This is a genomic window from Serratia sp. BNK-12, assembly GCF_047456085.1.
GTDB classification, from domain to species: Bacteria; Pseudomonadota; Gammaproteobacteria; order Enterobacterales; family Enterobacteriaceae; genus Serratia; species Serratia liquefaciens.
Window position 1 is genome coordinate 307,220 of the sequence record NZ_CP179896.1, and the last position, 21,280, is coordinate 328,499.

Below are 21,280 nucleotides of genomic sequence, written 5' to 3' on the forward strand. Positions count from 1 at the left end.
TTTTTTCATCCGCGGGCCAGGGTGGTGCCGATCAACGCCAGCAGGCGGGCATTATCCACCTGCTGCATCACCCGCAACGGCTTGCCTTCGGGTTCCGGCATGCCGACCGTCAGACGCAGGCTTCCGGGACGCCAGCGGCGAGAACTGCCGCGCGTCATAGCGCCTTCCAGTGCGACATCTACATAATATTCCTCCGTGGTCACCAACTGTGGCTCAAGCAACCAGGCAATCACCAGCGCATCGTGGATCCAGCAACCCGGCAGATGGCGGGTATGGCGGGAATAGTCGATCCAGGGTTGAGTGGTGGTTCGCAGATAGCGACACAGCGGCGTGTCCGGTTGGGTCATCTGCGCCAGGCTTTCCTGAGTCAACATGGTTTGCGTAGTAACGTCCAGTGGGGCGAGCGTAATATTGGCACCGCTGGTCAGCACCTGCCGTGCGGCTTCCGGATCCAGACCAAAATTGGTGTCCTTGATGTAGCCTTCCAGGTTGAAGACTCCGCCCATGATCACAATTTCCTTCACCGCCTGTGCCATCTGCGGGTACAGCTGCAGAGCATGGGCGACGTTGGTCAGGGGGCCGATTGCCGCCAGGGTGATCTCGCCGGGGTTATTGCAGATCAACTCGCCGATCGCCACGGCGGCGTTCGGCGTTGGCGTGGTCGCGGCCTGTGGGTAAGGCGTATTGCGCCACAGTGCCGCCAGATCAGGATCGGCAATCGCGCGGTCGAGGTGGGCGCGCCAGGGTTCTGGCGGTTCGCTCAGCGCGCGCGCCGCGCCGACGGCAATCGGCACCTGATAGCCGGTTTGTTGCAGCAAATGTTGTGCCACGGCAAAGCCAGCGTCACGTGGCGTATTGCCCGCAACAATGCTGATCAACTCCAGTGAGAGTCGCGGGCGGGCCGCCAGTGCCAATGCCAGCGCCAGCCCGTCATCAACGTTGGCGCCGGGAATGCCGTTGCCGGGATCGCAATCAATAATCAAACGCATAGCGGTTACCTGAATCAATAAACTAACAGCCGCACGATCGGCGGATATGCAGTTGGAAAGCGAATTCGTGCAGCTCTGGCTGTGCAGCACCGGCGGCCAGCATGGCGATGGCTCGCTTGGCCATGGCGTCAATCGGTTGTTCGACCGCACTGAGCGGTGGCACGCTGAACTCGGACTGCTGGGTGCCGTTAAAACAAATGATCGCCAGATCGTCCGGCACGCGAAGCCGGTGTTCTGCCAGTGCCGACAGGCAACCGAGCGCCTGTTGTTCGTTAGAGGTGAATATGGCCCGCGGCCGCGGGGCTTGCAGCATTTTCTGGCTGGCCTGATAGCCCCCCTGACGGGTATAGGGCGCTTCGAATATCCACTCTTCGCGTGGCGCAATGCCCGCTTCCTTCAGTGCATCACGCCAGCCGTTAAGGCGGTCCTGCGCGTTGAGCATGGTCAAGGGGCCCACAAAAATGCCGATGTCCTGATAGCCGTGCTGCAACAGATGGCGAGTTGCCTGACAGGCTGCATCACGCTCGTCGACGCGAATGGCGCAGACGCCGGCATGGCTGTCTATGGTGTCAATCATTACGCATGGCGTGCCGGATGCGCGGATCAGATCGAACCAGGGATGGCGATCGACGCTGGTGTACAGCAGCCCGTCAACCTGACGGCGCAGCAGATGATTAATCAGATCGTGCTCGCGCTGGCGGTCGTCACCGGCGTCACCCAACAGCAGTACCCGACCGTGGCTGAAAGCCTCTCGCTGCAACGCCTGGGCCAGGGTGGCAAAAAACGGGTTGGAGATATCGGGTACCACCAACCCGTAGGTCAGGGTGTTGCCTGAAGCCAGTGCCCGGGCGATATCGTTTGGTCGGTAACCGGTTTTTTCGATCGCCTCCAGCACCCGCAGACGGGTGGCTTCCGCCACCGGGCGCGGTCCGTTGTTGATCACGTAGCTGACGACCGCAACCGAGGTGCCCGCTACGCGGGCGACGTCGGCACGGGTGATGCGTCGCGCAGATTGATTATCCAAGTTGGGTTCCTGTGCGCCCTGATTACGCCGCGTCCTGCGGCAGGTTTAGATCGCGGCCGCGTGTTTCCGGTGCAAAGAAGGTAGTGATTAAGCCAATGGCCGCCATTACAACAAAATAGCAGGCGACAGGCCACCAGTGACCGAAGCCGGACAGCAACGCGGTGGCGATCAGCGGAGCGGTACCGCCGGAAAGGATCGACCCCAGCTCCTTGGCGAACGCCATTTTTGAATAGCGATTTTTGACGCCGAACAGTTCCACGCCATAGGCCGCCTGCACCCCAAAAATGCCGAGTGACGCAATGCACATGCCGACCACAATCACTGAAATGACGGTTGCCGGTTCGCGGCTGTCGAGCAGCCAGAACGCCGGGAAGGCATACAACACCAGCAACAGACAGAACCAGCGGTAAGTGATGCGACGGCCGAAGCGATCGGAAAGCCAACCGGCCAGGGGGATCACCAGGAAACCGCACAGTGAGGCGATCATCACCGCCAGGGCGGGCACCGACTTGTCCACCATCAGCACCTTGGCGACGTAACCGACGATAAAGCCCTGACACAGATAGGAGGGGCCATTCTCGCCAATGCGCAGGCCAAGCATGATCCAAAAAGCTTTGGTGCGCTGCAAATAACTGCGGTTATCCGGCTCGGTGGGGGTATTTTCCAGCATCCGCTGGTGGTTTTGCTGCAGCTCGCGTTCAAACACCGGCGTTTCGCGTACGTGGCGGCGCAGGTAAAGTGCTCCTGCGGCGATCAGGATGCTGGCAAGGAACGGAATACGCCATCCCCAGGCGATAAGATCCGCTTTGTCCAACTGCAACACTAACAACCACACCAGCGACGCCAGCAGGGTGCCGCTGTTGGAACCGATGGCGATGATCGACGCGACCAGACCGCGTCGTTTTGCCGGCGCGTATTCTGCCAGCATCACCGCGCCGCCGGAGAGCTCCGCTCCGGCACCGAAACCTTGCGCAAAACGCAGGATCACCAGACAGACAGGCGCCCAAACGCCAATTTGTGCGTAGGAGGGGATCAGCCCGATCAGCGTGGTAGAAACGCCCATCAACGCGACCGTGGTGAGCAGTACCACGCGGCGGCCTTTGCGATCGCCAATCCAGCCGAATACCAACGCACCGATTGGACGGGCGACAAAGCCGACGGAGTAAGTGGCAAAGCTGGCCAACAGCGCCACTATCGGTGTGGCTTCGGGAAAGAACACATCGCCGAACACCATACCGGCCGCCAGGCCATACAGTGCGAAATCGACATATTCCATCGCGGTGCCGAGCCAGCAGGAAAAAGTGGCACGCCAGAATTGGCCGCGCCCTTCTTTGGTGGCCAGTCGTTCGTCGGCCGCCAGCGTATCGCCGGCGGCCTGTTGGTGTGCAAGCGTTGTTTCGCTCATGGCATTGATATCCTCTTTTCGTCATGCGCCATAAATGGCGCCGTTAAAGATGGTTTCCCTGGTGTCGGCAAGAAGGTTTGCTGACAAAGTGTTGGACTGATGGCGATTCAACGCTGCGGCACAAGAGTATCTACGCGCGTAGATAAAACAATGTGGCAGAGGCGAAAGTTTGCAGGCGATCACAGAATCCCCATCGCTCCGGTGGACGAAGGTAAAGAAAACAGATGGCAGAAAGATGACATTGCGTTGCTTTTTTGGGCGTTATTTTGCTGTGCGCCACGCCACGAATCAGCCTGCCGCTTTTGAATTTCTGCGTTACAATGGTCAACTGTTAACAGTTTGTCTGGTCTGGCGCGGCCGCAGGGCGCGGCGTCAGGCATGGAGTAGAGCAATGTCTGGCAATAAGGATTCCATCCTGCCGCCGTTGGAGTGGTTATCCGCGCAACAATCTCCGCCACCCGCCGCCGTCAGTGATTGGCTGATGGAGTTAGGATCCATGACCCGCCGCTTTGAACGTCACTGCGGGCGCGTGCACGTTGAGCCGCAGCGCGAGTGTTTTATCACCCGCGATCAACTGGGCGAAGAAGCCGACCATCTTCCTGACAGCCCACGATACTGGCTGCGTGAAATCGTGCTGTTGGGCGACAACCAGCCCTGGCTGCTGGGGCGTACGGTGATCCCGCAGGAAACTCTGACCGGCCCGGATTTGGCGCTGGTGGATTTGGGCACATTGCCGTTGGGGCGCTATCTTTTTAGCAGCGACGAGTTAACTCGCGATTACATCCATATCGGTCGGCAAGATGCGCTGTGGGCACGCCGTTCCCGCCTGCGGCTGGCGGGTAAACCGCTGTTGCTGACCGAACTGTTTCTACCGGCTTCGCCGCTGTACGCCGCGGGCAGTACTGACCCCGAATGATGAGGAGAGGAAATACCTTGGAGGGAAGCGTGATTCAAAGTAAATGGCAGGCTTATAGCCATCTGATGCGCATCGATAAACCTATTGGCACCTTGCTGTTGCTGTGGCCGACGCTGTGGGCGCTGTGGCTGGCGGGGAAGGGCATGCCGTCGTTGTCTATCCTGCTGGTGTTTGTGGTCGGGGTTTTCCTGATGCGTGCCGCCGGCTGTGTGGTGAATGATTATGCCGATCGCGCCGTCGATGGCCATGTGAAGCGTACCGCCGGACGCCCAATGCCCAGCGGCCGGGTGAGCGAAAAAGAGGCCAAGATCCTGTTTGTGGTGCTGGTGCTGATTTCGTTCGCGCTGGTGCTGACGCTGAATGCGATGACCATCTGGCTGTCTCTGGCGGCGTTGGCGCTGGCATGGGCCTATCCGTTTATGAAGCGGGTCACTCATTTGCCGCAGTTCGTATTGGGCGCTGCGTTTGGTTGGGGCATTCCGATGGCCTACGCCGCCGTCAGCGAATCGTTGCCGCTGAGCTGCTGGCTGCTGCTGCTGGCCAACATCTGCTGGACGGTAGCTTACGATACGCTGTATGCCATGGTCGATCGCGACGATGATCTGAAGATTGGCGTGAAATCCACCGCCATTTTGTTCGGCCGTTACGACAAACTGATCGTCGGCCTGCTGCAGTTCGCCACCTTGCTGCTGATGCTGTGGGTGGGCTATCTGGCGCAGTTGAGCGGCGCGTTTTATTGGTCGCTGTTGCTGGCGGGAGCCCTGTTTATCCATCAGCAAAAACAAATTGCCGGTCGTGAACGGGATGCCTGCTTCAAAGCGTTCCTGGATAACAACTACGTCGGGCTGGTACTGTTTATCGGTATTGCGCTGAGTTACTGGCAAAGTTGACCACGTTCGGACAGTAAAAAAGGCACCCTGGGGTGCCTTTTTGTTTTTTTTATCAACGTATTACTGGTCTTTCTCTTCCGGTTCAATCGCTTCCGGCAGAGCGTTGGTTTCCGCCGGCATGCTGACGCTTTCAATGGTCAGTTTGATTTCCGGGGTAATCAGGTCGCTCAGCATGTTGTACACCTCTAGGGTGTGCTCACGCACCGCATCGCCAATATCATTGATGTAGCCTTCTTCACGCAACGTAGCCACCAGAGTGGAGAATACCGCCTTGTCGAAGAACTCCGGTGCGTTGATGCCGTGCAGCACGGACAAACGCTGCGCCATGATACGGCTCTCTTTCTCCAGCGCACCGCGGTTAATGCTCGGGTTGGCGCTGAGGATAGACATGGTGATGGCGTAGCGCTGCAAGGTTTCACGGACACCGGCGGCCAGCAGCTGCAACGGACGGATACGTGCTGGATTCAGTACCAGATCGTCGCCTTTATCGCAGATCAATTGCTGACGGATCATTTCCTCGATCAGCGGTTGCAGCACTTCCGGCAGTTGTTCCTTGTCGTTGTGCAGGAACAGCTCGGCTTTCAGCATCGGGTAAATCAAACCAATCTGGCGCAGCAGTTCAGCGCGAGATACCCGGCGATGGTGCATCACGATAGTGGCAATCAGAGACGGCAGAACCAGCAGGTGATGGATATTGTTGCGGTAATAGGTCATCAGCACCGCCTGCTCGCGCGGCAGAATGATGATATCGCCGATGTTATCCTTCTCCACCTCGAACTTGTTCATGTTCAGCGCGTGATCCAGCAACTCATCCGGCGTTTGAGTCGGCACGGTAACGTCATCGGCATAAGGCACGTTGCGCATCAGTTGCAGATAGCATTCCAACTGTTCAAGCAACTGCTCGCGGGTTAACGAGCGCTGGCGAGAAGCCAGTAACGCCGTGGAACATAGGTTCATGGCGTTGGCCGCTGCGGCATTGTTGATGCGCACCATAATCTTGGCCGCCAGATCGTTGACCGTCGGCGTCAGCCAGCTTGGGCGCTGGGATTCGATCGGGTCAATCGATTCGCGCCACTGCGGCACATTCTGGTTCAGGTAGGTGGTCAACGGCAGGGGATCGCCGAAGTTCACGTAGCCTTGGCCGAGATTACGCAGTTTGCGCAAGCCGCGCAGCATCTGCAGCAGGCTCTCTTTTTCCTTGGTGGCGCCACGCAGCTCTTTGGCGTAGGTACCCACTTCCATCACGTGCTCGTAACCGATGTAGATCGGCACCAGCGTGATAGGGCGGGCCCCGCCGCGCAGCATCGCCTGAATGGTCATCGACAGGGTGCCGGTCTTCGGCTCCAGCAAACGCCCGGTACGGGAACGCCCGCCTTCGACAAAGTACTCGACCGAGTAACCGCGGGTAAACAGCTCGCCGAGGTATTCACGGAACACCGTCGAGTACAGCTTGTTGCCTTTGAAGGTCCGGCGGATAAAGAACGCGCCCAGGCGGCGGAAGATCGGCCCGGCCGGCCAGAAGTTGAGGTTAATACCGGCAGCAATGTGCGGCGGCACCAGGCCCTGGTGGTACAACACATAGGACAACAGCAGATAGTCCATGTGGCTGCGGTGACAGGGCACATACACGATCTCGTGGCCGTCCTGCGCCAGCTGACGCACGCGTTCGGCGTTGGTGACGTTGATGCCCTGATACAAGCGGTTCCAGGTCCAGCTCAGCACGCGGTCGGAAAGGCGCACCGTCTCGTAAGAAAAGTCGGCGGCAATCTCTTCCATCAATGCAATGGCATTTTGCTGGGCTTTTTCGTGGGAGATTTTTTTACTGCGCGCTTCGTCTTCGACCGCTTTTTCAATCGCTTTGGACGCCAACAGCTTGTTGAACAGGTCCTGACGGGCCGGCAGGCTTGGGCCTACTGCGGCCAGACGCTGACGCGAGAAGTGCATCCGGGCTACGCGAGCCAGCTTTTGCGCGATGATCTTGTCCGTACCGTGCTCGGTCGCCATGCGGCGCAGCGAAACGGTATTGGAGAAGCGCACAAAGCTATCGCGGCCGAGCCACAGCACGGCGAAGAATTTCTGCACGCCATTTAGCAAGCGCAGATGCGGTGTGCCGTGGCCTTCGCGCCCCGGAGAGCGGCCAAACATCACCGAAACCGGCAGCATCTGAATATCGAGATCCGGGTTACTGCGATGCAGATCCAGATAGTCGTGGAACAGTTTTACCGACTCTTCTTTCGGCGTGTAGTAGCGGAATACGCGCGGGCCGTCGTGAATAAACACGTGGCTGGGCAGCACGGTGCCGTCTATTTCCAGCGGTTCGAGAGGATCGGGCAAATCCTGCGCCAGGCACTGGGTGCGCAGCGTCAGTAAATCCGCCTTGGAATTATAAGGTAAAACATACAAAATCGGCCGTGAGGGATCCAACCCTAACTCCGTGACCGGATCTGAAGGGATAACCTTACTTCTTACCAACAATTTGAGTGGTAAATTCAATAGTTTATAATAAATTTTACGCCAACCTGACATAACAACGTGAAGCCTCTTGTTAGCAATGCGCCGCAAGCATACCAGAAACCGGGTAGCAGATCTGTGGTGTTGGAAAACCGGGAGCCGTGAGCGCTTCCTGGCCTAAACTGTTTAATTATGACTTACCTCTGCGAAAGGCACTAAAAACATGACGAACCAAGCAACCGGCCTGACCCGTATTATTAAAGCCGCCGGCTACTCTTATAAAGGTTTTTCCGCTGCCTGGCAGCACGAAGCGGCGTTCCGCCAGGAGTTGGTGGTGACCGTCCTGGCTATCATACTGGCGATTTGGCTGGACGTGGGTGCGATAGCGCGCATTTTACTGATTGGGTCGGTGGTGCTGGTGATGATTGTCGAGATGCTCAACAGCGCGATTGAGGCGATTGTTGACCGGGTGGGGACCGAGTATCACGAGCTGTCCGGCCGGGCCAAGGATATGGGGTCGGCGGCAGTTTTGCTGGCGGTTATTTTGGCGCTGTTTGTTTGGGGCGCGGTGCTGTGGCAGCACTTTGTCTGAGCAGAGCAAGCTCGTTGCGATCCGGGTCGCTAATCCCTGATTTTTATTCATTCTTCGGTTCCCAAGCCGCACTTACCTGTATATACTCACAGCAAGACTGTATAAACAAACAGGGGGCGGAATGAAAGCACTAACTACCAGACAGCAAGAGGTCTATGATCTGATTCGCGATCATATTTCGTCCACTGGCATGCCGCCGACGCGTGCCGAGATCGCCATGCGTCTGGGGTTCCGTTCGCCAAATGCCGCAGAAGAACATCTGAAAGCGCTGGCGCGTAAAGGCGTCATCGAAATCGTCTCCGGCGCTTCGCGCGGCATTCGGTTGCTGATGGAAGATGAAGAGGGTTTACCGCTGATTGGCCGCGTGGCTGCCGGTGAGCCGCTGCTGGCGCAGCAGCATATCGAAGGTCACTACAAGGTGGATCCTTCTTTGTTCAAACCGAGCGCGGATTTCCTACTGCGGGTTAACGGTATGTCGATGCGTGATATCGGTATTCTGGACGGTGATCTGCTGGCGGTGCATAAAACTCAGGACGTGCGTAATGGCCAGGTGGTTGTGGCGCGCATCGAAGATGAAGTTACGGTCAAGCGGCTGAAAAAGCACGGTAACGTGGTTGAGTTGCTACCGGAAAACAGTGAGTTCCAGCCGATTGTGGTTGATCTGCGTCAGCAGAACTTCACCATTGAAGGCTTGGCGGTCGGCGTGATCCGCAACGGCGACTGGGTTTAACCCATAAGCCTGCACGCTGCCCTTTGATTTAAATCGCCCCAGCTCTGGGGCGATGTCATTTCTGATCGATTAAAACCGCATTGCCACGGGAACATTTCACTATGCGCCTGCTCTCCGCCTTCACCAGCGATACCGATAAAGCCTTGTGGCGCCTGGCGCTGCCAATGATTTTCTCCAATATCACCGTGCCGTTGCTTGGGCTGGTGGATACCGCAGTGATCGGTCACCTCGACAGCCCTGTTTATCTGGGCGGTGTGGCGGTAGGAGCCATGGCGACCAGCTTCCTGTTCATGCTGTTGTTGTTCCTGCGTATGAGCACCACCGGTCTGACTGCGCAGGCTCTGGGCGCACAAAACCCACAGGGATTGGCGCGCGCCTTTATGCAACCGCTGCTGCTGGCGGCGTTGGCCGGTGTGGCCATTGTCTTGCTGCGCCATCCGCTGATCGAACTGGCGCTGAAAATCGTCGGTGGCGACGTGGCGGTGCTGGAGCAGGCCCGATTATTCCTCGAGATCCGCTGGCTGAGCGCACCGGCGGCATTGGCGAACATGGTTATCCTGGGCTGGCTGCTTGGCGTGCAATACGTACGTGCGCCGGTGATCCTGCTGATTGTCGGCAACTTATTGAATATTGTACTGGATATCTGGCTGGTGATGGGGCTGGGCTGGAACGTGCAAGGTGCGGCGACGGCAACCGCTATTTCTGAGTATGCCACGCTGCTGCTGGGCTTATGGCTGTCCTGGCGGGTCATGCGCCTACGTGGCATTTCCATGCCGATGCTGCGCACTGCCTGGCGTGGCAACCTGCGGCGTTTACTGGCGCTGAATCGCGACATTATGCTGCGTTCCCTGCTGCTGCAGCTGTGTTTCGCTTCTTTGACCATCTTCGGTGCCCGGCTTGGCGGCGAAGTGGTGGCGGTGAATGCGGTGCTGATGAACTTACTGACCTTTACCGCCTATGCGCTCGACGGTTTTGCCTACGCGGTTGAAGCGCATTCTGGCCATGCCTATGGCGCGCGTGACGATAGCCAACTGCGCAAGGTGTGGCGTGCGGCTTGCCGACAAGCCTGTCTGGTCGCGTTGGCCTTTGGCCTGGTTTATGCCGTTGCCGGTCAGCATATTATCGCCGCCTTGACCTCGTTACCGGAACTGCGTGCGCTGGCCGGCCACTATCTGCCGTGGCAGGTGGTGCTGCCATTGGTGGGCGTATGGTGCTATTTGCTGGACGGCATGTTTATTGGCGCCACCCGAGGAGCAGAAATGCGCAACAGCATGGCAGTGGCAGCGGCCGGCTATGGTTTGACGCTGCTGACCGTACCCGCCTTGGGCAATCATGGTTTATGGCTGGCGCTGGCGGTCTTTCTTTCTCTGCGCGGCATCGCGCTCGGCTGGATTTGGCACCGCCACAGGCTGCGCGGTACCTGGTTTGCCGCGGATCCAACGGCTCACAATGAGACGTTATCATAAAATTAACTAATGTTTTGTATTCATATTGAGTTACATATTATCGCGTCGATTGAGTCCCGCTTACTGACTGTTATTTCGGGTGTTTTACTGAATTTTGTTGTTTTGTTGAATTTTTATTCTGGTTTTTTGTTATTTATCGATATCTGTTGCTATAGTTAATCATGTGGCTGGCGGAATGAATTGGAATGATATTCCCTTCATTTTAGGTCAATTGACCATGATTATTACTCAGTTAAGCCCAGCGACAAGTTTTTAAAACTGACTAATCACAGGTAACGGAGAGGTTATGAACAAAGATCAAGCCGACGGTAACTGGAAGCAGTTTAAAGGGAAAGTGAAGGAAAAATGGGGCAAGCTGACCGATGATGATTTGACGGTCATTGAAGGGAAACGCGAACAGCTTGTCGGTAAAATTCAGGAACGCTACGGCTACCAGAAAGAGGCGGCCGAGAAAGAAGTGAAATCCTGGGAAGACCACAACAAGTATCGCTGGTAGTGCGATAGGCCGCAGCGGATTGCGGCCGTAAACTATGCTGATGGCCAGGCGTTTCAATCCCCTTGACGCTATGGCCGAAGGTACAGGGAGGTACCTGATACCCTCTTATTTCTTCTTGATAGCGATGCTGTGATCGTGTTCGCCGCAATCATGTTTGCTGTCGCAGGCTTCTACCTCAACGCAACCCTCACACAGACCATGGGCTTCTACCACGCTGTGACGCAGGGCAAATCCTGACTCTTTAGCCAGCTTTTGCAGCGTCTCTTCGATCCCTTCGGTTGTGCGCTCAGTCACCTGGCCGCAGCGATCGCAAATGAACAGTGCGGAAGTATGCATCGGCTGTTCGAAATGATGGCACAACACATAGCTGTTCGCCGATTCCACGCGATGAATAAAGCCTTGTTCCAACAGGAAATCCAATGCACGGTAAACCGTGGGGGGTTTGGCCTGGGGTTCGGCTACGCGCAGCAAATCCAGCAGGTCGTAAGCGCTGATGGCACCGGGCTGTTGTGCCATCAGGCGTAACACTTCCAGCCGCTGCGGTGTCAGCCGCACATTGCGTTGCTGGCAGAGTTGTTCAGCCTGCGCCAGCAGCTTTTCCTGGGTGCTTGAGTTCATGGCAAATTTCCCGGTACGTAAAAAAGCCGATTTTACCATGCTTCAGCCAAATCGCCGAGAGTCGGCCACTTTTCTGCCAGTATGGCGCATTAAACGTCCGGTTTAGCGCCCGTTGTTAGCCAGAAATGTGATGATATTCACGATGTTCCGTGCCGTTCTCGCAGGCTATGGCTTCGCGTAGGCTCTTAGGCGGTCAGCGAACGCTGTAATTGACTGGCCAATCTGACCATTTCCACTGCCGGGTTATGGCCAATCAGCATGAAGCTGTGTCTGCTATCGGACCAATAGACCACATTCATTCCCAGGCGTTGTTCGCTCTCGGCGGGCTGCGACTTGCCCGGTTGCTGGATAATACACAGTGCCAAAACACCGTACCGCGCATCCAACCAGGTTAATTGAGCAATACGGCGATCGTCGTACGCCAGCACACGGGCGTTTTTCAGTTCGGCCCCTTGCAACGTCAGCTGCGGCAGAGGAAGCGCGATGCCCAGCCGATCACCGGTGTGCTGTAGTTGACTGGTAATCTGCGCTGCGGAGCCTTCAAAACCCATCAGCGTTTCCGGGCTGTACAACGCCATATATTGAGCGACCAGGCTCCGCCAGTTGTCATCCGGTTGGCTGAGCTGCAGATAGGCGCGATCGCCTGCGATGCCCAGTGCCAGAAAAGCGACGGCGGCGGCAATCAGGCCACGGCGGCTGATAGCGTGCGGTGGCGAGGGGACGATAAGTGGCAATTTTGACTGCAATCTTTGCACCGGCGCTTCATCAAGCAAAGGCGCAAAGGCTTGCTTAAAGGGCAAGCTGCTGCGCTCCAGCAACGACAAGCGTTCTGCCAACGCCGGTTCACCGGCCAGACGCTGTTCCAGCCGATGGCGTTGCTGTGGGTCCAACTGATTATCCAGATAGGCGACCAGCAGTTCATCCGTTGCGTAGGCTGAATTCATGATTGTTCTCCTTTTACCTGCGGGGTACGGGTTTGCAGCAGGCTGTCGTTCGCCAACCGCAGCCGTGCCGCCGCCAGACGGCTCATGATGGTGCCAATGGGCACACCTAGCACCTCAGCGGCTTCCCGGTAAGAAAGTTCCTCCACGTACACCAGAAACAACGTATTGCGCTGCGCCTCCGGCAGTTGATTAACCCGTTGCATCACCTCATTGGCCCAAATCGGCTGCTCGCCGTTTTCCGCACCGGCCAGTTCGTCAACGTCGACAAAGCCCTGTCCCTGGCGAATGTGCTGAGAGCGGACCTCGTTCAACCAGATGGAGTGAAGAATGGAAAATAACCAGCGGTCCATACGCGTTCCCACGGCAAACTGTGCGGCGCGTTCCAACGCCCGCACGCAGGTGGCCTGAACCAAGTCGTCGGCTACGTCCCGCCGGTGGGACAGCACCAAGCCATAGCGCCACAGGCGGGAGAGATATTGGCCGATTTCGTTGCGGATCGCGTCGCTGCTGATGTTTGCCTCCGGGTTTTACGATTCAGGGTGATGATCGATAGCCGCCGCCAGATCTCGGTACTCTTCACAACCGGTACCGCACAGCGATTGAATAACCTTAAGCTGCTCCTTCGCCAGGTCCTGACGCCCTTTGATCATATAAGCCTCACCCAGGTATTCGCGGACTTTGGGGTATTTCGGATCGAGCGCCACTGATTTTAAATAGTAGCCGATCCCTTCGTCGGTGCGGCCGAGCTTGCGGGTGGCATAGCCGCGGTAATTTAGGGCCACGGCAGTGTTGGGATCTTTGAGGGTATTCAGCACATCCAGCGCTTCCTGATAGCGGCCGCTTTTGGCCAGCGCATAGGCATAGTTCGTGCGATCGTTGTCGCTGACCATGCTGCTTTTATCCACCATGCAGGTTTTGGTTTTCGTATCGTATATCTGGCCTTTGGGGCAGGTTGGCGTGGTTTGACCGCTGCCATCGCCGCCCATCGCCAGAGCGGTACCGGAAAACAGCAGTGAACCGGCAATGACTGGCAGCAGCAGGCGTTTAACGAAACTGTTCATGGTTATTTCCTCATCATGAAGGACGCAGAACTGCGGCCTTACAGAGAGAACACCTGACAGCCTCTTTTTATTCGCTTTTGCCGGTGCTTTTTTATCGGCGACACAGCGGTTTTCCCAACGCCGTCGATTGTCGTTATAATAGCCGTTTGCGGCAGCATGCCGTTCGTTGAACCCCAGACAGAATCAGGTAGCCAGTAGCCCAGCATGACGACAGACAATAACGCCCCAAAATACGCCGCCAATCGTTTTTCCATCGCGCCTATGCTCGACTGGACCGATCGTCATTGCCGTTACTTCCACCGCTTGTTGACCAAGGAAACCTTGCTGTATACCGAGATGGTGACTACCGGCGCGATTATCCACGGTAAGGGCGACTATCTGGCCTACAGCGAAGAAGAACATCCTGTGGCGCTGCAACTGGGCGGCAGCGATCCGGCTGCGCTGGCGCACTGCGCCAAACTGGCTGAGCAGCGCGGCTACGACGAGATCAACCTCAACGTCGGTTGCCCGTCGGATAGGGTACAGAACGGCATGTTCGGTGCCTGCCTGATGGGGCAGGCAACGCTGGTTGCCGACTGCATCAAGGCGATGCGCGACGTGGTGTCGATCCCGGTGACGGTGAAAACCCGCATTGGTATTGACGATCAGGACAGCTACGAGTTTCTGTGCGATTTCATCGCCACCGTCGCCGGGCGCGGTGAATGTGACATGTTTACCATTCATGCCCGCAAGGCATGGCTGTCGGGCCTGAGTCCGAAAGAGAACCGCGAAGTGCCGCCGCTGGATTATCCGCGCGTGTACCAGTTAAAAAAGGATTTCCCGACGCTCACTCTGGCGATTAACGGGGGGGTGAAAACGCTGGAAGAGGCGAAACAGCATCTGCAGCATCTGGATGGCGTGATGATGGGGCGCGAAGCCTACCAGAACCCGGGCATTCTGGCGCGGGTCGACAGTGAACTGTTTGGTTGCCAAAGCGAAATTATGGACAGCATAGCGATTATCGAATCGCTGTATCCGTACATTGAACGCGAGCTGTCGAAGGGCACCTATTTGGGCCATATCACCCGCCATATCCTTGGGTTGTTCCAGGGCGTGCCCGGTGCCCGTCAGTGGCGCCGTCACCTGAGTGAAAATGCCCATAAGCCAGGGGCCGATGCACGCGTGGTTGAGCAGGCGCTGGATTTGGTTCGCCTACCGCGCACCGAGATGGCGTAATAGAGATAAAATTCTGACTAACAGTTAGTGTTTTTGACCAGGCATGTTGCGTGATGCGGCATGCCTTTTTTTCAATTTCAATAACTTAGTCCTCTCACCATTTTGGCACGCTTCTTGTAATACCTTCGCAGATACTTTGTTTTGCGAAGGAGCAAAATCATGTTGGAACTCTTCTTTCTGGTCGGCTTTATCGTCATGCTGATGGTGACGGGCATTTCGTTGCTGGGCGTATTCGCGGCGTTGCTGGTGGCCGCGGCATTCATGCTGATTGGCGGGCTGTTTGCGATGGTGATTAAGCTGTTGCCGTGGCTGATTTTGGCGGTGGTTGGCGTTTGGATCTACCGTTCAATGCAGAAGCCTTCAATACGCCGCTATTAATTTTTTGTCGAATAATCAGTCGGTCACGCTGAAAATCGAGCAACAGAGGCGTTCTTAATGCGGCAGCGATCACAGCTTGACGTTTAAACGGCCGGTGCGGCGCATTAGCCATTTTTTTTGCGCCTCGGGGCTGTTAGGATGTTTGCCGATGCAGCGATGCGACCGATTTCATCACCGCAAGAGACAATAATAATACGAGCGTTGCTCAAGCAACCCACTGTCTCTGGCGGACTCTGCTCTACCCCTACAAACGCAGTAACAAAAAGGGCTCCTTACGGAGCCCTTTTTGTTACTGATAATCCAGGAATATTAAGATCTTGGCCAGTCGTCGCTTTCAAGCTGCAACGTGCGTTCAATGGTCATGTTCAGTTGGCATGAAGCCGCATCCAGTGCATCGCCGGAGCCATGCGGTGCTGCCACCAGCGCCTGGCATTGGCTGTCTTTGAACTTCAGCCAGTTACGCTGTGCCTCACGCCAGGCTTTTGGGGCCGCCTTAAACTTGAGCGCTTCTTTATAGGACTTGTTCAGGCGTGCATCCCAGAGCTTGAACTCTGTTTCAATGCAGGCAGCCATACTTGGTGTATTGAGATCTGGTTTGCTCATACATTGCGTATAGGCGGCAGAGTAAGGGTATTTCATCAATGCGTCTTTTTCTGCGTTTGGCGTCGCTGCCTGCGCTGCGGTGGCCAACGCTGGAGCTGCGGCGAAAACCAGCGCTGTAACCAGCATTTTTATTTTCATTTCAGAGCTATTTCCCTATTGAACAACGTGAATTGCCGGAAGATCATATTCCACTCTTCGCCTTTAGACGATGTACCACCGCACGTTATACCTAATTTTACCGATCTTTTTTCCAACTCAACGACCAGGGATCAGCAGGCTTGAGCCGCTGGTATTACGGCTTTCCAGCACCTGATGCGCACGTTGTGCGTCAGCCAGCGCAAACTTCTGCTCTTCCTTCACGTCGACCTTGATGGCCCCGCTGCCGATCAATGAAAACAGCTCATTGCTGGCAAATTGCAGTTCCGCGCGGCTGGTGATGTAGCCATTGAGGGAAGGGCGAGTGACATACAGAGAGCCTTTCTGGTTCAGCAACGCCAGATCGACTCCGGTAACCGGGCCGGAGGCGTTGCCAAAGCTCACCATCAGCCCACGTCGCTTGAGGCTATTGAGCGAGGCTTGCCAGGTACTTTGGCCCACAGAGTCATACACCACGCCGACTTTTTCGCCCTGGGTCAGTTCGGCGACGCGCTGGGCGATGTCTTCCTTATGGTAATTGATGGTGGCCCAGGCGCCGGCACGCTTCGCCAGCTCGGCTTTTTCGTCGGAACCGACGCTGCCGATTAACCTCGCCCCGAGCGCTTTGGCCCACTGGCAGGCAATCAACCCGACACCGCCTGCGGCAGCATGGAACAGGAACACTTCACCCGGCTGCACCTCATGGGTTTGACGCAGCAGGTAATGCACCGTCAGCCCCTTCAGGAATGAGGCTGCCCCTTGCTCGAAACTCAAATTGTGCGGCAGGATGGCCACTTTTTCCTGCGCGACGTTGTGCACTTCGCTGTAAGCACCGAGCGTTGACTGGGCGTAAACCACGCGGTCACCCGGCTTCAGCGCGCTGACTCCTGCGCCGATCTTGGTGACCACCCCGGCCGCCTCGGTGCCCAACCCACTTGGCAGGCTGGCGGGCGGGTATAACCCGCTGCGTATGTAGGTGTCGATATAGTTGATGCCGATCGCCTTGTTCTCGATCTGCACCTCACCGGCTGCCGGGTCTGGTGGGGTAAAATCAACGTATTGCAACACTTCAGGGCCGCCGGTGGCGGAGAATTGAATGCGCTTGGCCATATCAGTACCTCGTGTGGGTGTCTGATTTCACCCTACGCGTTTTAGTATTGGCGATCCAGTTTGTCCGCGCGCGGATTGATACCTTTTTTGCATCGGTTATGCCGCAGGAATCACAGATAAAAATCACGTATACTCTCGCGTCAGGATCCTTCATTCGCAACCGGATTAAGAATACGCTTCATGGCAGGAAAAAAACCAACCAACAAAACAAACGCAGACGAAGCCAGAGAACGTCCCCGCGATCGCCAGATGGAAGGGCTGAAGATGCCGCCACATTCGCTGGAGGCTGAGCAGTCAGTGTTGGGCGGTTTGATGCTGGATAACGAACGCTGGGATAACGTGGCGGAACGCGTGGTCTCCAATGATTTCTTCAGCCGCCCGCACCGCCTGATCTTTACCGAGATGCAGCGCCTGCTGGAGATGAGTCGGCCTATCGATTTGATCACCCTGTCCGAATCGCTGGAACAGCGGGGCGAACTGGACTCTGTCGGCGGCTTCGCCTATCTGGCCGAATTATCGAAAAACACCCCAAGCGCTGCCAACATCGGCGCTTATGCGGATATCGTGCGTGAACGTGCGGTAGTGCGTGAGATGATCTCGGTGGCCAATGAGATCGCTGACGCCGGCTACGATCCGCAGGGGCGCAGCAGTGAAGATCTGCTCGATTTAGCCGAATCGCGGGTATTCCAAATCGCGGAAAACCGTGCCAGCAAAGATGAGGGTCCAAAAGGGATCGAGCGTATCCTGGAAGATACCGTTGCGCGTATTGAGCAGCTGTATCAGCAGCCGCACGATGGCGTCACCGGGGTGGATACCGGCTATCAGGATCTCAATAAGAAAACCGCCGGTTTGCAAAAGTCGGATCTGATCATCGTCGCCGCCCGTCCAGCAATGGGTAAAACCACCTTCGCCATGAACCTGTGCGAACACGCCGCGATGACGCAGGACAAGCCCGTGCTGATTTTCAGCCTGGAAATGCCCTGCAACCAGATCATGATGCGTATGCTGGCCTCGCTGTCACGTGTGGATCAGACCCGTATTCGTACCGGCCAGTTGGACGATGAGGACTGGGCGCGAATTTCCAGCACCATGGGTATCCTGCTGGAGAAGCGCAATATGTACATTGACGATTCCTCTGGCCTGACGCCAACCGAAGTGCGCTCCCGTGCGCGGCGTATTTTCCGTGAACATGACGGCATCAGCCTGATCATGATCGACTACCTGCAGTTGATGCGCGTTCCGTCGCTCTCCGACAACCGAACGTTGGAAATCGCCGAGATCTCCCGCTCGTTAAAAGCCCTGGCGAAAGAGCTGCAGGTACCGGTGGTGGCGCTGTCGCAGCTGAACCGAAGCCTGGAGCAGCGCGCCGACAAGCGCCCGGTCAACTCCGACCTGCGTGAGTCCGGCTCCATCGAGCAGGACGCCGACCTGATTATGTTCATCTACCGTGATGAGGTTTATCACGAGAACAGCGATCTGAAAGGGATTGCCGAAATTATTCTGGGTAAGCAGCGTAACGGCCCAATCGGTACCGTACGCCTTACCTTTAACGGCCAGTGGTCGCGCTTCGATAACTATGCGGGGCCACAGTATGATGACGAATAATCAGCTAAGGAACTGAAATGAAAGCGGCAACCGCTGTAATCGACCGCCGCGCTCTGCGACATAATCTGCAACAGGTGCGCCGTCAGGCGCCGCAAAGTCGCCTGATTGCCGTTGTGAAAGCAAACGCTTATGGACATGGCCTGCTGGAAACAGCCCACACCCTGCAAGATGCCGATTGTTACGGCGTGGCCCGCATTGGCGAGGCGTTGAAGCTGCGCTCCGGCGGCATCGTCAAACCCATCCTGATGCTCGAGGGCTTCTTCTCGGCCGAGGATCTGCCGGTGCTGGTGGCCAATAACATCGAAACCGCCGTACACAGTATCGAACAGCTTGAAGCGCTGGAGCAGGCCACGCTGGCGCGTCCGGTGCCGGTGTGGATGAAGCTGGATACCGGCATGCATCGTCTGGGGGTCCGCCCTGAGCATGCCGAGGCGTTTTATCAGCGTCTCAGCGCCTGCCGCAATGTGGTGCAGCCGGTGAATATCATGAGCCACTTCAGCCGTGCCGATGAGCCGGGTTCCGATGCCACGCTCAAACAAATGCAGTGCTTTGAACAGTTTGCCCGTGGTAAACCGGGCCAGCGTTCTATTGCCGCCTCCGGCGGTACCCTGCTGTGGCCAGATGCGCATAACGACTGGGTTCGCCCAGGCATTATCCTGTATGGCGTCTCGCCGATGGAGGACGCCAACGGCAGCCAGTTTGATCTGCAGCCAGCGATGACGCTCAAGTCCAACCTGATCGCGGTGCGTGAGCACAAGGCCGGCGAGTCCGTAGGCTACGGCGGCACCTGGGTCAGTGAAGGTGATACTCGCTTGGGCGTGGTGGCGATGGGCTACGGCGACGGTTACCCGCGCAGCGCGCCTTCCGGTACGCCGGTGTGGCTCAACGGCCGTGAAGTGCCGATCGTGGGCCGGGTGTCGATGGACATGATGTCGGTCGATCTGGGGCCGAACGCGACCGACAAGGTCGGGGATGAGGTGGTGCTGTGGGGGCAGGAGTTACCGGTCGAACGCATCGCCGAATGCACCGGCATCAGTGCTTATGAACTGATTACCAAACTGACGCAGCGCGTGGCGATGGAATATATCGGCGAATAAGTCCATTGAGGGGCCGCCAGGCAGCGGCCCCGTTATATTGAGTTACTTCTTCACTGCCAACCACTGATCGATAATGCTTTGATACTCGCCGGTCGCCTTGGCCAGGTGCAGCCACTGATCCACATACAGCTTCCAGCTCAAATCGTCACGCGGCAGCATGTAAGCCTTTTCGCCATACTGCATCGGCTTTTTCGGGTTGACCGCGCACAGCTTCGGATAGCGTTTTTGCTGATACTGCGCCTCGGAAGCGTCGGTAATCATCACATCGGCTTTCTTGTCGACCAACTGCTGGAAAATCCCCAAATTATCATGGGTCAACGTCAGTTTGGCCTTGGGCAGATAGGCGTGGACAAAGGCCTCGTTGGTGCCGCCTGCCGGCTCAAGCAGGCGCACGGACGGTTTATTGATCTGGTCAATGGTGCGGTATTTCTTCACGTCGGTGCAGCGCACTAACGGGATCTTGCCGTCGGTATCCAACGGGTCGGCGAAGAACACCTGCTTTTGACGTTGCAGCGTGACTGAGATGCCGCCCATGGCGATATCACATTTGCCGGCGACAAAGTCCGGTGTCAGGGTTTTCCAACTGGTTTTCACCCATTTCACCTTGGCGCCGAGGCTTTTTGCCAGCGATTCCGCCATGGCGATATCAATGCCTTCGTAGCTGCCGTCTTCTTTTTGGAAGGTATGGGGTTTGTAATCGCCGGTGGTGCACACTTCCAGCGTGCCTTGTTGTATCACCTTATCCAAATGCGATTGTGCGCTGGCGCTTCCGGCGGCAACCAGCAGTGCGAGAGGGAGAAATCTTTTCATCGGCATCCTTATTATACATTCGTGGTTTTATGCGCTATTTAACCGCTCATTGTTGCTGACTTGCGCGAGTTACCCGTTTTTTATGCCATTGGCAGGCGGAAACGTCCGGCATTGCTGCTGTGCGCTTCACAACCTCGGCGCGGGAAGGGTATCCACAGTCAAAAAACTGATAGGCTGTAACGTCAACATTTATTAACACAGTTTACAGGTGGCTATGTACAACATTGACGATTTTGATATGAAAATCCTGACGCTGTTACAGGCCAATGGCCGTCTGACCAATCAGGAGCTGAGCGATCTGGTGGGGCTGTCGGCATCCCAGTGTTCGCGGCGGCGTATCAGCCTGGAACAGGCGCAACTGATCCGCGGTTACCACGCGCGACTGGCACCGGAGGCCGTCGGGCTAGGGTTGGTTGGCCTGATAGAAGTAAGTCTGACCCACCATGCCCAGGAGCAGATCGACAGTTTCCACCAAATGCTGGAAGAAGTGGACGCCATTCTTGACGCTTACAAAACCACCGGCGATGCTGATTATCTGCTGAAGGTTGCGGTGGCGGACCTGCCGGCACTGGACGATTTGATCAGCCAGACGCTGTCCCGCCACAAAAGCGTGGCGCATATCAAAACGGCGGTGGTGCTCAACCGAATCAAGGAAAATGGTTTGTTGCCGGTTGCGAGATAAAGCTCAAACTGAACGGCCTTTTCCGTCTATATTAGGAGCGTAATGCTGTGCCTACTCACCATA

At 56.6% G+C, this 21,280-nt stretch carries 22 protein-coding genes; 11 read left to right on the forward strand and 11 right to left on the reverse strand.

The window, feature by feature from the left end:
* Positions 1-5: 5 nt before the first annotated feature.
* From ACMGG1_RS01410 to ACMGG1_RS01420, 3 genes are read right to left on the reverse strand one after another with little or no spacing between them, the layout of a single operon-like run.
* On the reverse strand, positions 6-989 hold the full coding sequence (locus tag ACMGG1_RS01410) for a nucleoside hydrolase (protein WP_122080340.1): 984 nt from the start codon (positions 987-989) through the stop codon (positions 6-8).
* A gap of 22 nt (positions 990-1,011) precedes the next feature.
* Positions 1,012-2,013 carry a LacI family DNA-binding transcriptional regulator gene (locus tag ACMGG1_RS01415; protein WP_122080339.1) on the reverse strand — a complete coding sequence of 334 codons (1,002 nt, stop codon included), beginning with the start codon at positions 2,011-2,013 and terminating at the stop codon, positions 1,012-1,014.
* A 22-nt stretch (positions 2,014-2,035) separates the two neighbouring features.
* Complete coding sequence (locus tag ACMGG1_RS01420) at positions 2,036-3,418, reverse strand: MFS transporter (RefSeq protein WP_044553806.1); 1,383 nt, start codon at positions 3,416-3,418, stop codon at positions 2,036-2,038.
* Between the two features lie 391 nt (positions 3,419-3,809).
* On the opposite strand from ACMGG1_RS01420, the gene ubiC reads away from it, so the two are divergent.
* Together ubiC and ubiA are read left to right on the forward strand one after the other, a co-directional pair.
* Complete coding sequence (ubiC, locus tag ACMGG1_RS01425) at positions 3,810-4,334, forward strand: chorismate lyase (protein WP_020837172.1); 525 nt, start codon at positions 3,810-3,812, stop codon at positions 4,332-4,334.
* On the forward strand, positions 4,331-5,224 hold the full coding sequence (ubiA, locus tag ACMGG1_RS01430) for a 4-hydroxybenzoate octaprenyltransferase (RefSeq protein WP_128864498.1): 894 nt from the start codon (positions 4,331-4,333) through the stop codon (positions 5,222-5,224). Before ubiC ends, ubiA begins: the two co-directional genes overlap by 4 nt.
* A 60-nt stretch (positions 5,225-5,284) precedes the next feature.
* Here ubiA and plsB read toward each other — a convergent pair whose 3' ends face one another.
* A complete protein-coding gene (gene plsB, locus ACMGG1_RS01435; RefSeq protein ID WP_115060665.1) occupies positions 5,285-7,750 on the reverse strand; it encodes a glycerol-3-phosphate 1-O-acyltransferase PlsB in 2,466 nt (821 codons plus the stop codon).
* 148 nt (positions 7,751-7,898) lie between these two features.
* Between plsB and ACMGG1_RS01440 the strand changes: the two genes are divergently transcribed.
* From ACMGG1_RS01440 to ACMGG1_RS01455, 4 genes are all read left to right on the forward strand, one after another.
* The gene (locus ACMGG1_RS01440; RefSeq protein ID WP_128864499.1) at positions 7,899-8,267 is read left to right on the forward strand and encodes a diacylglycerol kinase; all 369 of its coding nucleotides are present in this window, start codon (positions 7,899-7,901) and stop codon (positions 8,265-8,267) included.
* 121 nt (positions 8,268-8,388) lie between these two features.
* Positions 8,389-8,997 carry a transcriptional repressor LexA gene (lexA, locus tag ACMGG1_RS01445; RefSeq protein ID WP_037416119.1) on the forward strand — a complete coding sequence of 203 codons (609 nt, stop codon included), beginning with the start codon at positions 8,389-8,391 and terminating at the stop codon, positions 8,995-8,997.
* A gap of 101 nt (positions 8,998-9,098) precedes the next feature.
* Positions 9,099-10,463, forward strand: a complete 1,365-nt coding sequence (gene dinF, locus ACMGG1_RS01450) for an MATE family efflux transporter DinF (RefSeq protein WP_414161110.1) — start codon at positions 9,099-9,101, stop codon at positions 10,461-10,463.
* A 286-nt stretch (positions 10,464-10,749) separates the two neighbouring features.
* Positions 10,750-10,959, forward strand: coding sequence for a CsbD family protein (locus tag ACMGG1_RS01455; protein WP_017894203.1), 210 nt, complete (start codon positions 10,750-10,752; stop codon positions 10,957-10,959).
* A 105-nt stretch (positions 10,960-11,064) separates the two neighbouring features.
* Here ACMGG1_RS01455 and zur read toward each other — a convergent pair whose 3' ends face one another.
* The 4 genes from zur to ACMGG1_RS01475 all read right to left on the reverse strand — a co-directional run bounded on the left by zur (position 11,065) and on the right by ACMGG1_RS01475 (position 13,582).
* Positions 11,065-11,577 (reverse strand): zinc uptake transcriptional repressor Zur, encoded by a 513-nt coding sequence (gene zur / locus ACMGG1_RS01460; RefSeq protein ID WP_041415728.1) that lies wholly within the window; start codon positions 11,575-11,577, stop codon positions 11,065-11,067.
* A gap of 185 nt (positions 11,578-11,762) precedes the next feature.
* Complete coding sequence (locus ACMGG1_RS01465) at positions 11,763-12,521, reverse strand: anti-sigma factor family protein (RefSeq protein WP_414161111.1); 759 nt, start codon at positions 12,519-12,521, stop codon at positions 11,763-11,765.
* Positions 12,518-13,006 carry an RNA polymerase sigma factor gene (locus tag ACMGG1_RS01470; protein ID WP_071827058.1) on the reverse strand — a complete coding sequence of 163 codons (489 nt, stop codon included), beginning with the start codon at positions 13,004-13,006 and terminating at the stop codon, positions 12,518-12,520. Before ACMGG1_RS01470 ends, ACMGG1_RS01465 begins: the two co-directional genes overlap by 4 nt.
* A 42-nt stretch (positions 13,007-13,048) precedes the next feature.
* Positions 13,049-13,582: a tetratricopeptide repeat protein gene (locus ACMGG1_RS01475; RefSeq protein WP_115060659.1), complete on the reverse strand. Its 534-nt coding sequence runs from the start codon at positions 13,580-13,582 to the stop codon at positions 13,049-13,051.
* Between the two features lie 204 nt (positions 13,583-13,786).
* Here ACMGG1_RS01475 and dusA point away from each other — a divergent pair, with 204 nt between their 5' ends.
* On the forward strand, positions 13,787-14,797 hold the full coding sequence (gene dusA, locus ACMGG1_RS01480) for a tRNA dihydrouridine(20/20a) synthase DusA (protein WP_261287007.1): 1,011 nt from the start codon (positions 13,787-13,789) through the stop codon (positions 14,795-14,797).
* A 159-nt stretch (positions 14,798-14,956) separates the two neighbouring features.
* Complete coding sequence (gene pspG, locus ACMGG1_RS01485; protein ID WP_258090750.1) at positions 14,957-15,175, forward strand: envelope stress response protein PspG; 219 nt, start codon at positions 14,957-14,959, stop codon at positions 15,173-15,175.
* 309 nt (positions 15,176-15,484) lie between these two features.
* Here pspG and ACMGG1_RS01490 read toward each other — a convergent pair whose 3' ends face one another.
* Together ACMGG1_RS01490 and ACMGG1_RS01495 are read right to left on the reverse strand one after the other, a co-directional pair.
* Positions 15,485-15,916: a lysozyme inhibitor LprI family protein gene (locus ACMGG1_RS01490; protein ID WP_262244658.1), complete on the reverse strand. Its 432-nt coding sequence runs from the start codon at positions 15,914-15,916 to the stop codon at positions 15,485-15,487.
* A gap of 117 nt (positions 15,917-16,033) precedes the next feature.
* A complete protein-coding gene (locus tag ACMGG1_RS01495; protein ID WP_020837160.1) occupies positions 16,034-17,023 on the reverse strand; it encodes a quinone oxidoreductase in 990 nt (329 codons plus the stop codon).
* A 180-nt stretch (positions 17,024-17,203) separates the two neighbouring features.
* Here ACMGG1_RS01495 and dnaB point away from each other — a divergent pair, with 180 nt between their 5' ends.
* Both dnaB and alr read left to right on the forward strand, forming a co-directional pair.
* Positions 17,204-18,628 carry a replicative DNA helicase gene (dnaB, locus tag ACMGG1_RS01500; protein WP_020837159.1) on the forward strand — a complete coding sequence of 475 codons (1,425 nt, stop codon included), beginning with the start codon at positions 17,204-17,206 and terminating at the stop codon, positions 18,626-18,628.
* Between the two features lie 17 nt (positions 18,629-18,645).
* Positions 18,646-19,725 carry an alanine racemase gene (gene alr / locus ACMGG1_RS01505; protein WP_048759934.1) on the forward strand — a complete coding sequence of 360 codons (1,080 nt, stop codon included), beginning with the start codon at positions 18,646-18,648 and terminating at the stop codon, positions 19,723-19,725.
* A gap of 42 nt (positions 19,726-19,767) precedes the next feature.
* Here alr and ACMGG1_RS01510 read toward each other — a convergent pair whose 3' ends face one another.
* Positions 19,768-20,535 (reverse strand): transporter substrate-binding domain-containing protein, encoded by a 768-nt coding sequence (locus tag ACMGG1_RS01510; protein WP_414161112.1) that lies wholly within the window; start codon positions 20,533-20,535, stop codon positions 19,768-19,770.
* Positions 20,536-20,749: 214 nt separating this feature from the next.
* On the opposite strand from ACMGG1_RS01510, the gene ACMGG1_RS01515 reads away from it, so the two are divergent.
* Positions 20,750-21,217: an Lrp/AsnC family transcriptional regulator gene (locus ACMGG1_RS01515; protein WP_020837156.1), complete on the forward strand. Its 468-nt coding sequence runs from the start codon at positions 20,750-20,752 to the stop codon at positions 21,215-21,217.
* Positions 21,218-21,280 lie beyond the last annotated feature (63 nt).

Excerpts from the sequence above, each read along its gene's own strand:
- ACMGG1_RS01410 (WP_122080340.1), bottom strand. The coding sequence starts at position 989 with ATGCGTTTGATTATTGATTGCGATCCCGGCAACGGCATTCCCGGCGCC.
- ACMGG1_RS01420 (WP_044553806.1), bottom strand. The coding sequence starts at position 3,418 with ATGAGCGAAACAACGCTTGCACACCAACAGGCCGCCGGCGATACGCTG.
- ubiC (WP_020837172.1), top strand. The coding sequence starts at position 3,810 with ATGTCTGGCAATAAGGATTCCATCCTGCCGCCGTTGGAGTGGTTATCC.
- ubiA (WP_128864498.1), top strand. The coding sequence starts at position 4,331 with ATGATGAGGAGAGGAAATACCTTGGAGGGAAGCGTGATTCAAAGTAAA.
- plsB (WP_115060665.1), bottom strand. The coding sequence starts at position 7,750 with ATGTCAGGTTGGCGTAAAATTTATTATAAACTATTGAATTTACCACTC.
- ACMGG1_RS01440 (WP_128864499.1), top strand. The coding sequence starts at position 7,899 with ATGACGAACCAAGCAACCGGCCTGACCCGTATTATTAAAGCCGCCGGC.
- lexA (WP_037416119.1), top strand. The coding sequence starts at position 8,389 with ATGAAAGCACTAACTACCAGACAGCAAGAGGTCTATGATCTGATTCGC.
- dinF (WP_414161110.1), top strand. The coding sequence starts at position 9,099 with ATGCGCCTGCTCTCCGCCTTCACCAGCGATACCGATAAAGCCTTGTGG.
- ACMGG1_RS01455 (WP_017894203.1), top strand. The coding sequence starts at position 10,750 with ATGAACAAAGATCAAGCCGACGGTAACTGGAAGCAGTTTAAAGGGAAA.
- zur (WP_041415728.1), bottom strand. The coding sequence starts at position 11,577 with ATGAACTCAAGCACCCAGGAAAAGCTGCTGGCGCAGGCTGAACAACTC.
- ACMGG1_RS01465 (WP_414161111.1), bottom strand. The coding sequence starts at position 12,521 with ATGAATTCAGCCTACGCAACGGATGAACTGCTGGTCGCCTATCTGGAT.
- ACMGG1_RS01475 (WP_115060659.1), bottom strand. The coding sequence starts at position 13,582 with ATGAACAGTTTCGTTAAACGCCTGCTGCTGCCAGTCATTGCCGGTTCA.
- dusA (WP_261287007.1), top strand. The coding sequence starts at position 13,787 with ATGACGACAGACAATAACGCCCCAAAATACGCCGCCAATCGTTTTTCC.
- pspG (WP_258090750.1), top strand. The coding sequence starts at position 14,957 with ATGTTGGAACTCTTCTTTCTGGTCGGCTTTATCGTCATGCTGATGGTG.
- ACMGG1_RS01490 (WP_262244658.1), bottom strand. The coding sequence starts at position 15,916 with ATGAAAATAAAAATGCTGGTTACAGCGCTGGTTTTCGCCGCAGCTCCA.
- ACMGG1_RS01495 (WP_020837160.1), bottom strand. The coding sequence starts at position 17,023 with ATGGCCAAGCGCATTCAATTCTCCGCCACCGGCGGCCCTGAAGTGTTG.
- dnaB (WP_020837159.1), top strand. The coding sequence starts at position 17,204 with ATGGCAGGAAAAAAACCAACCAACAAAACAAACGCAGACGAAGCCAGA.
- alr (WP_048759934.1), top strand. The coding sequence starts at position 18,646 with ATGAAAGCGGCAACCGCTGTAATCGACCGCCGCGCTCTGCGACATAAT.
- ACMGG1_RS01510 (WP_414161112.1), bottom strand. The coding sequence starts at position 20,535 with ATGAAAAGATTTCTCCCTCTCGCACTGCTGGTTGCCGCCGGAAGCGCC.
- ACMGG1_RS01515 (WP_020837156.1), top strand. The coding sequence starts at position 20,750 with ATGTACAACATTGACGATTTTGATATGAAAATCCTGACGCTGTTACAG.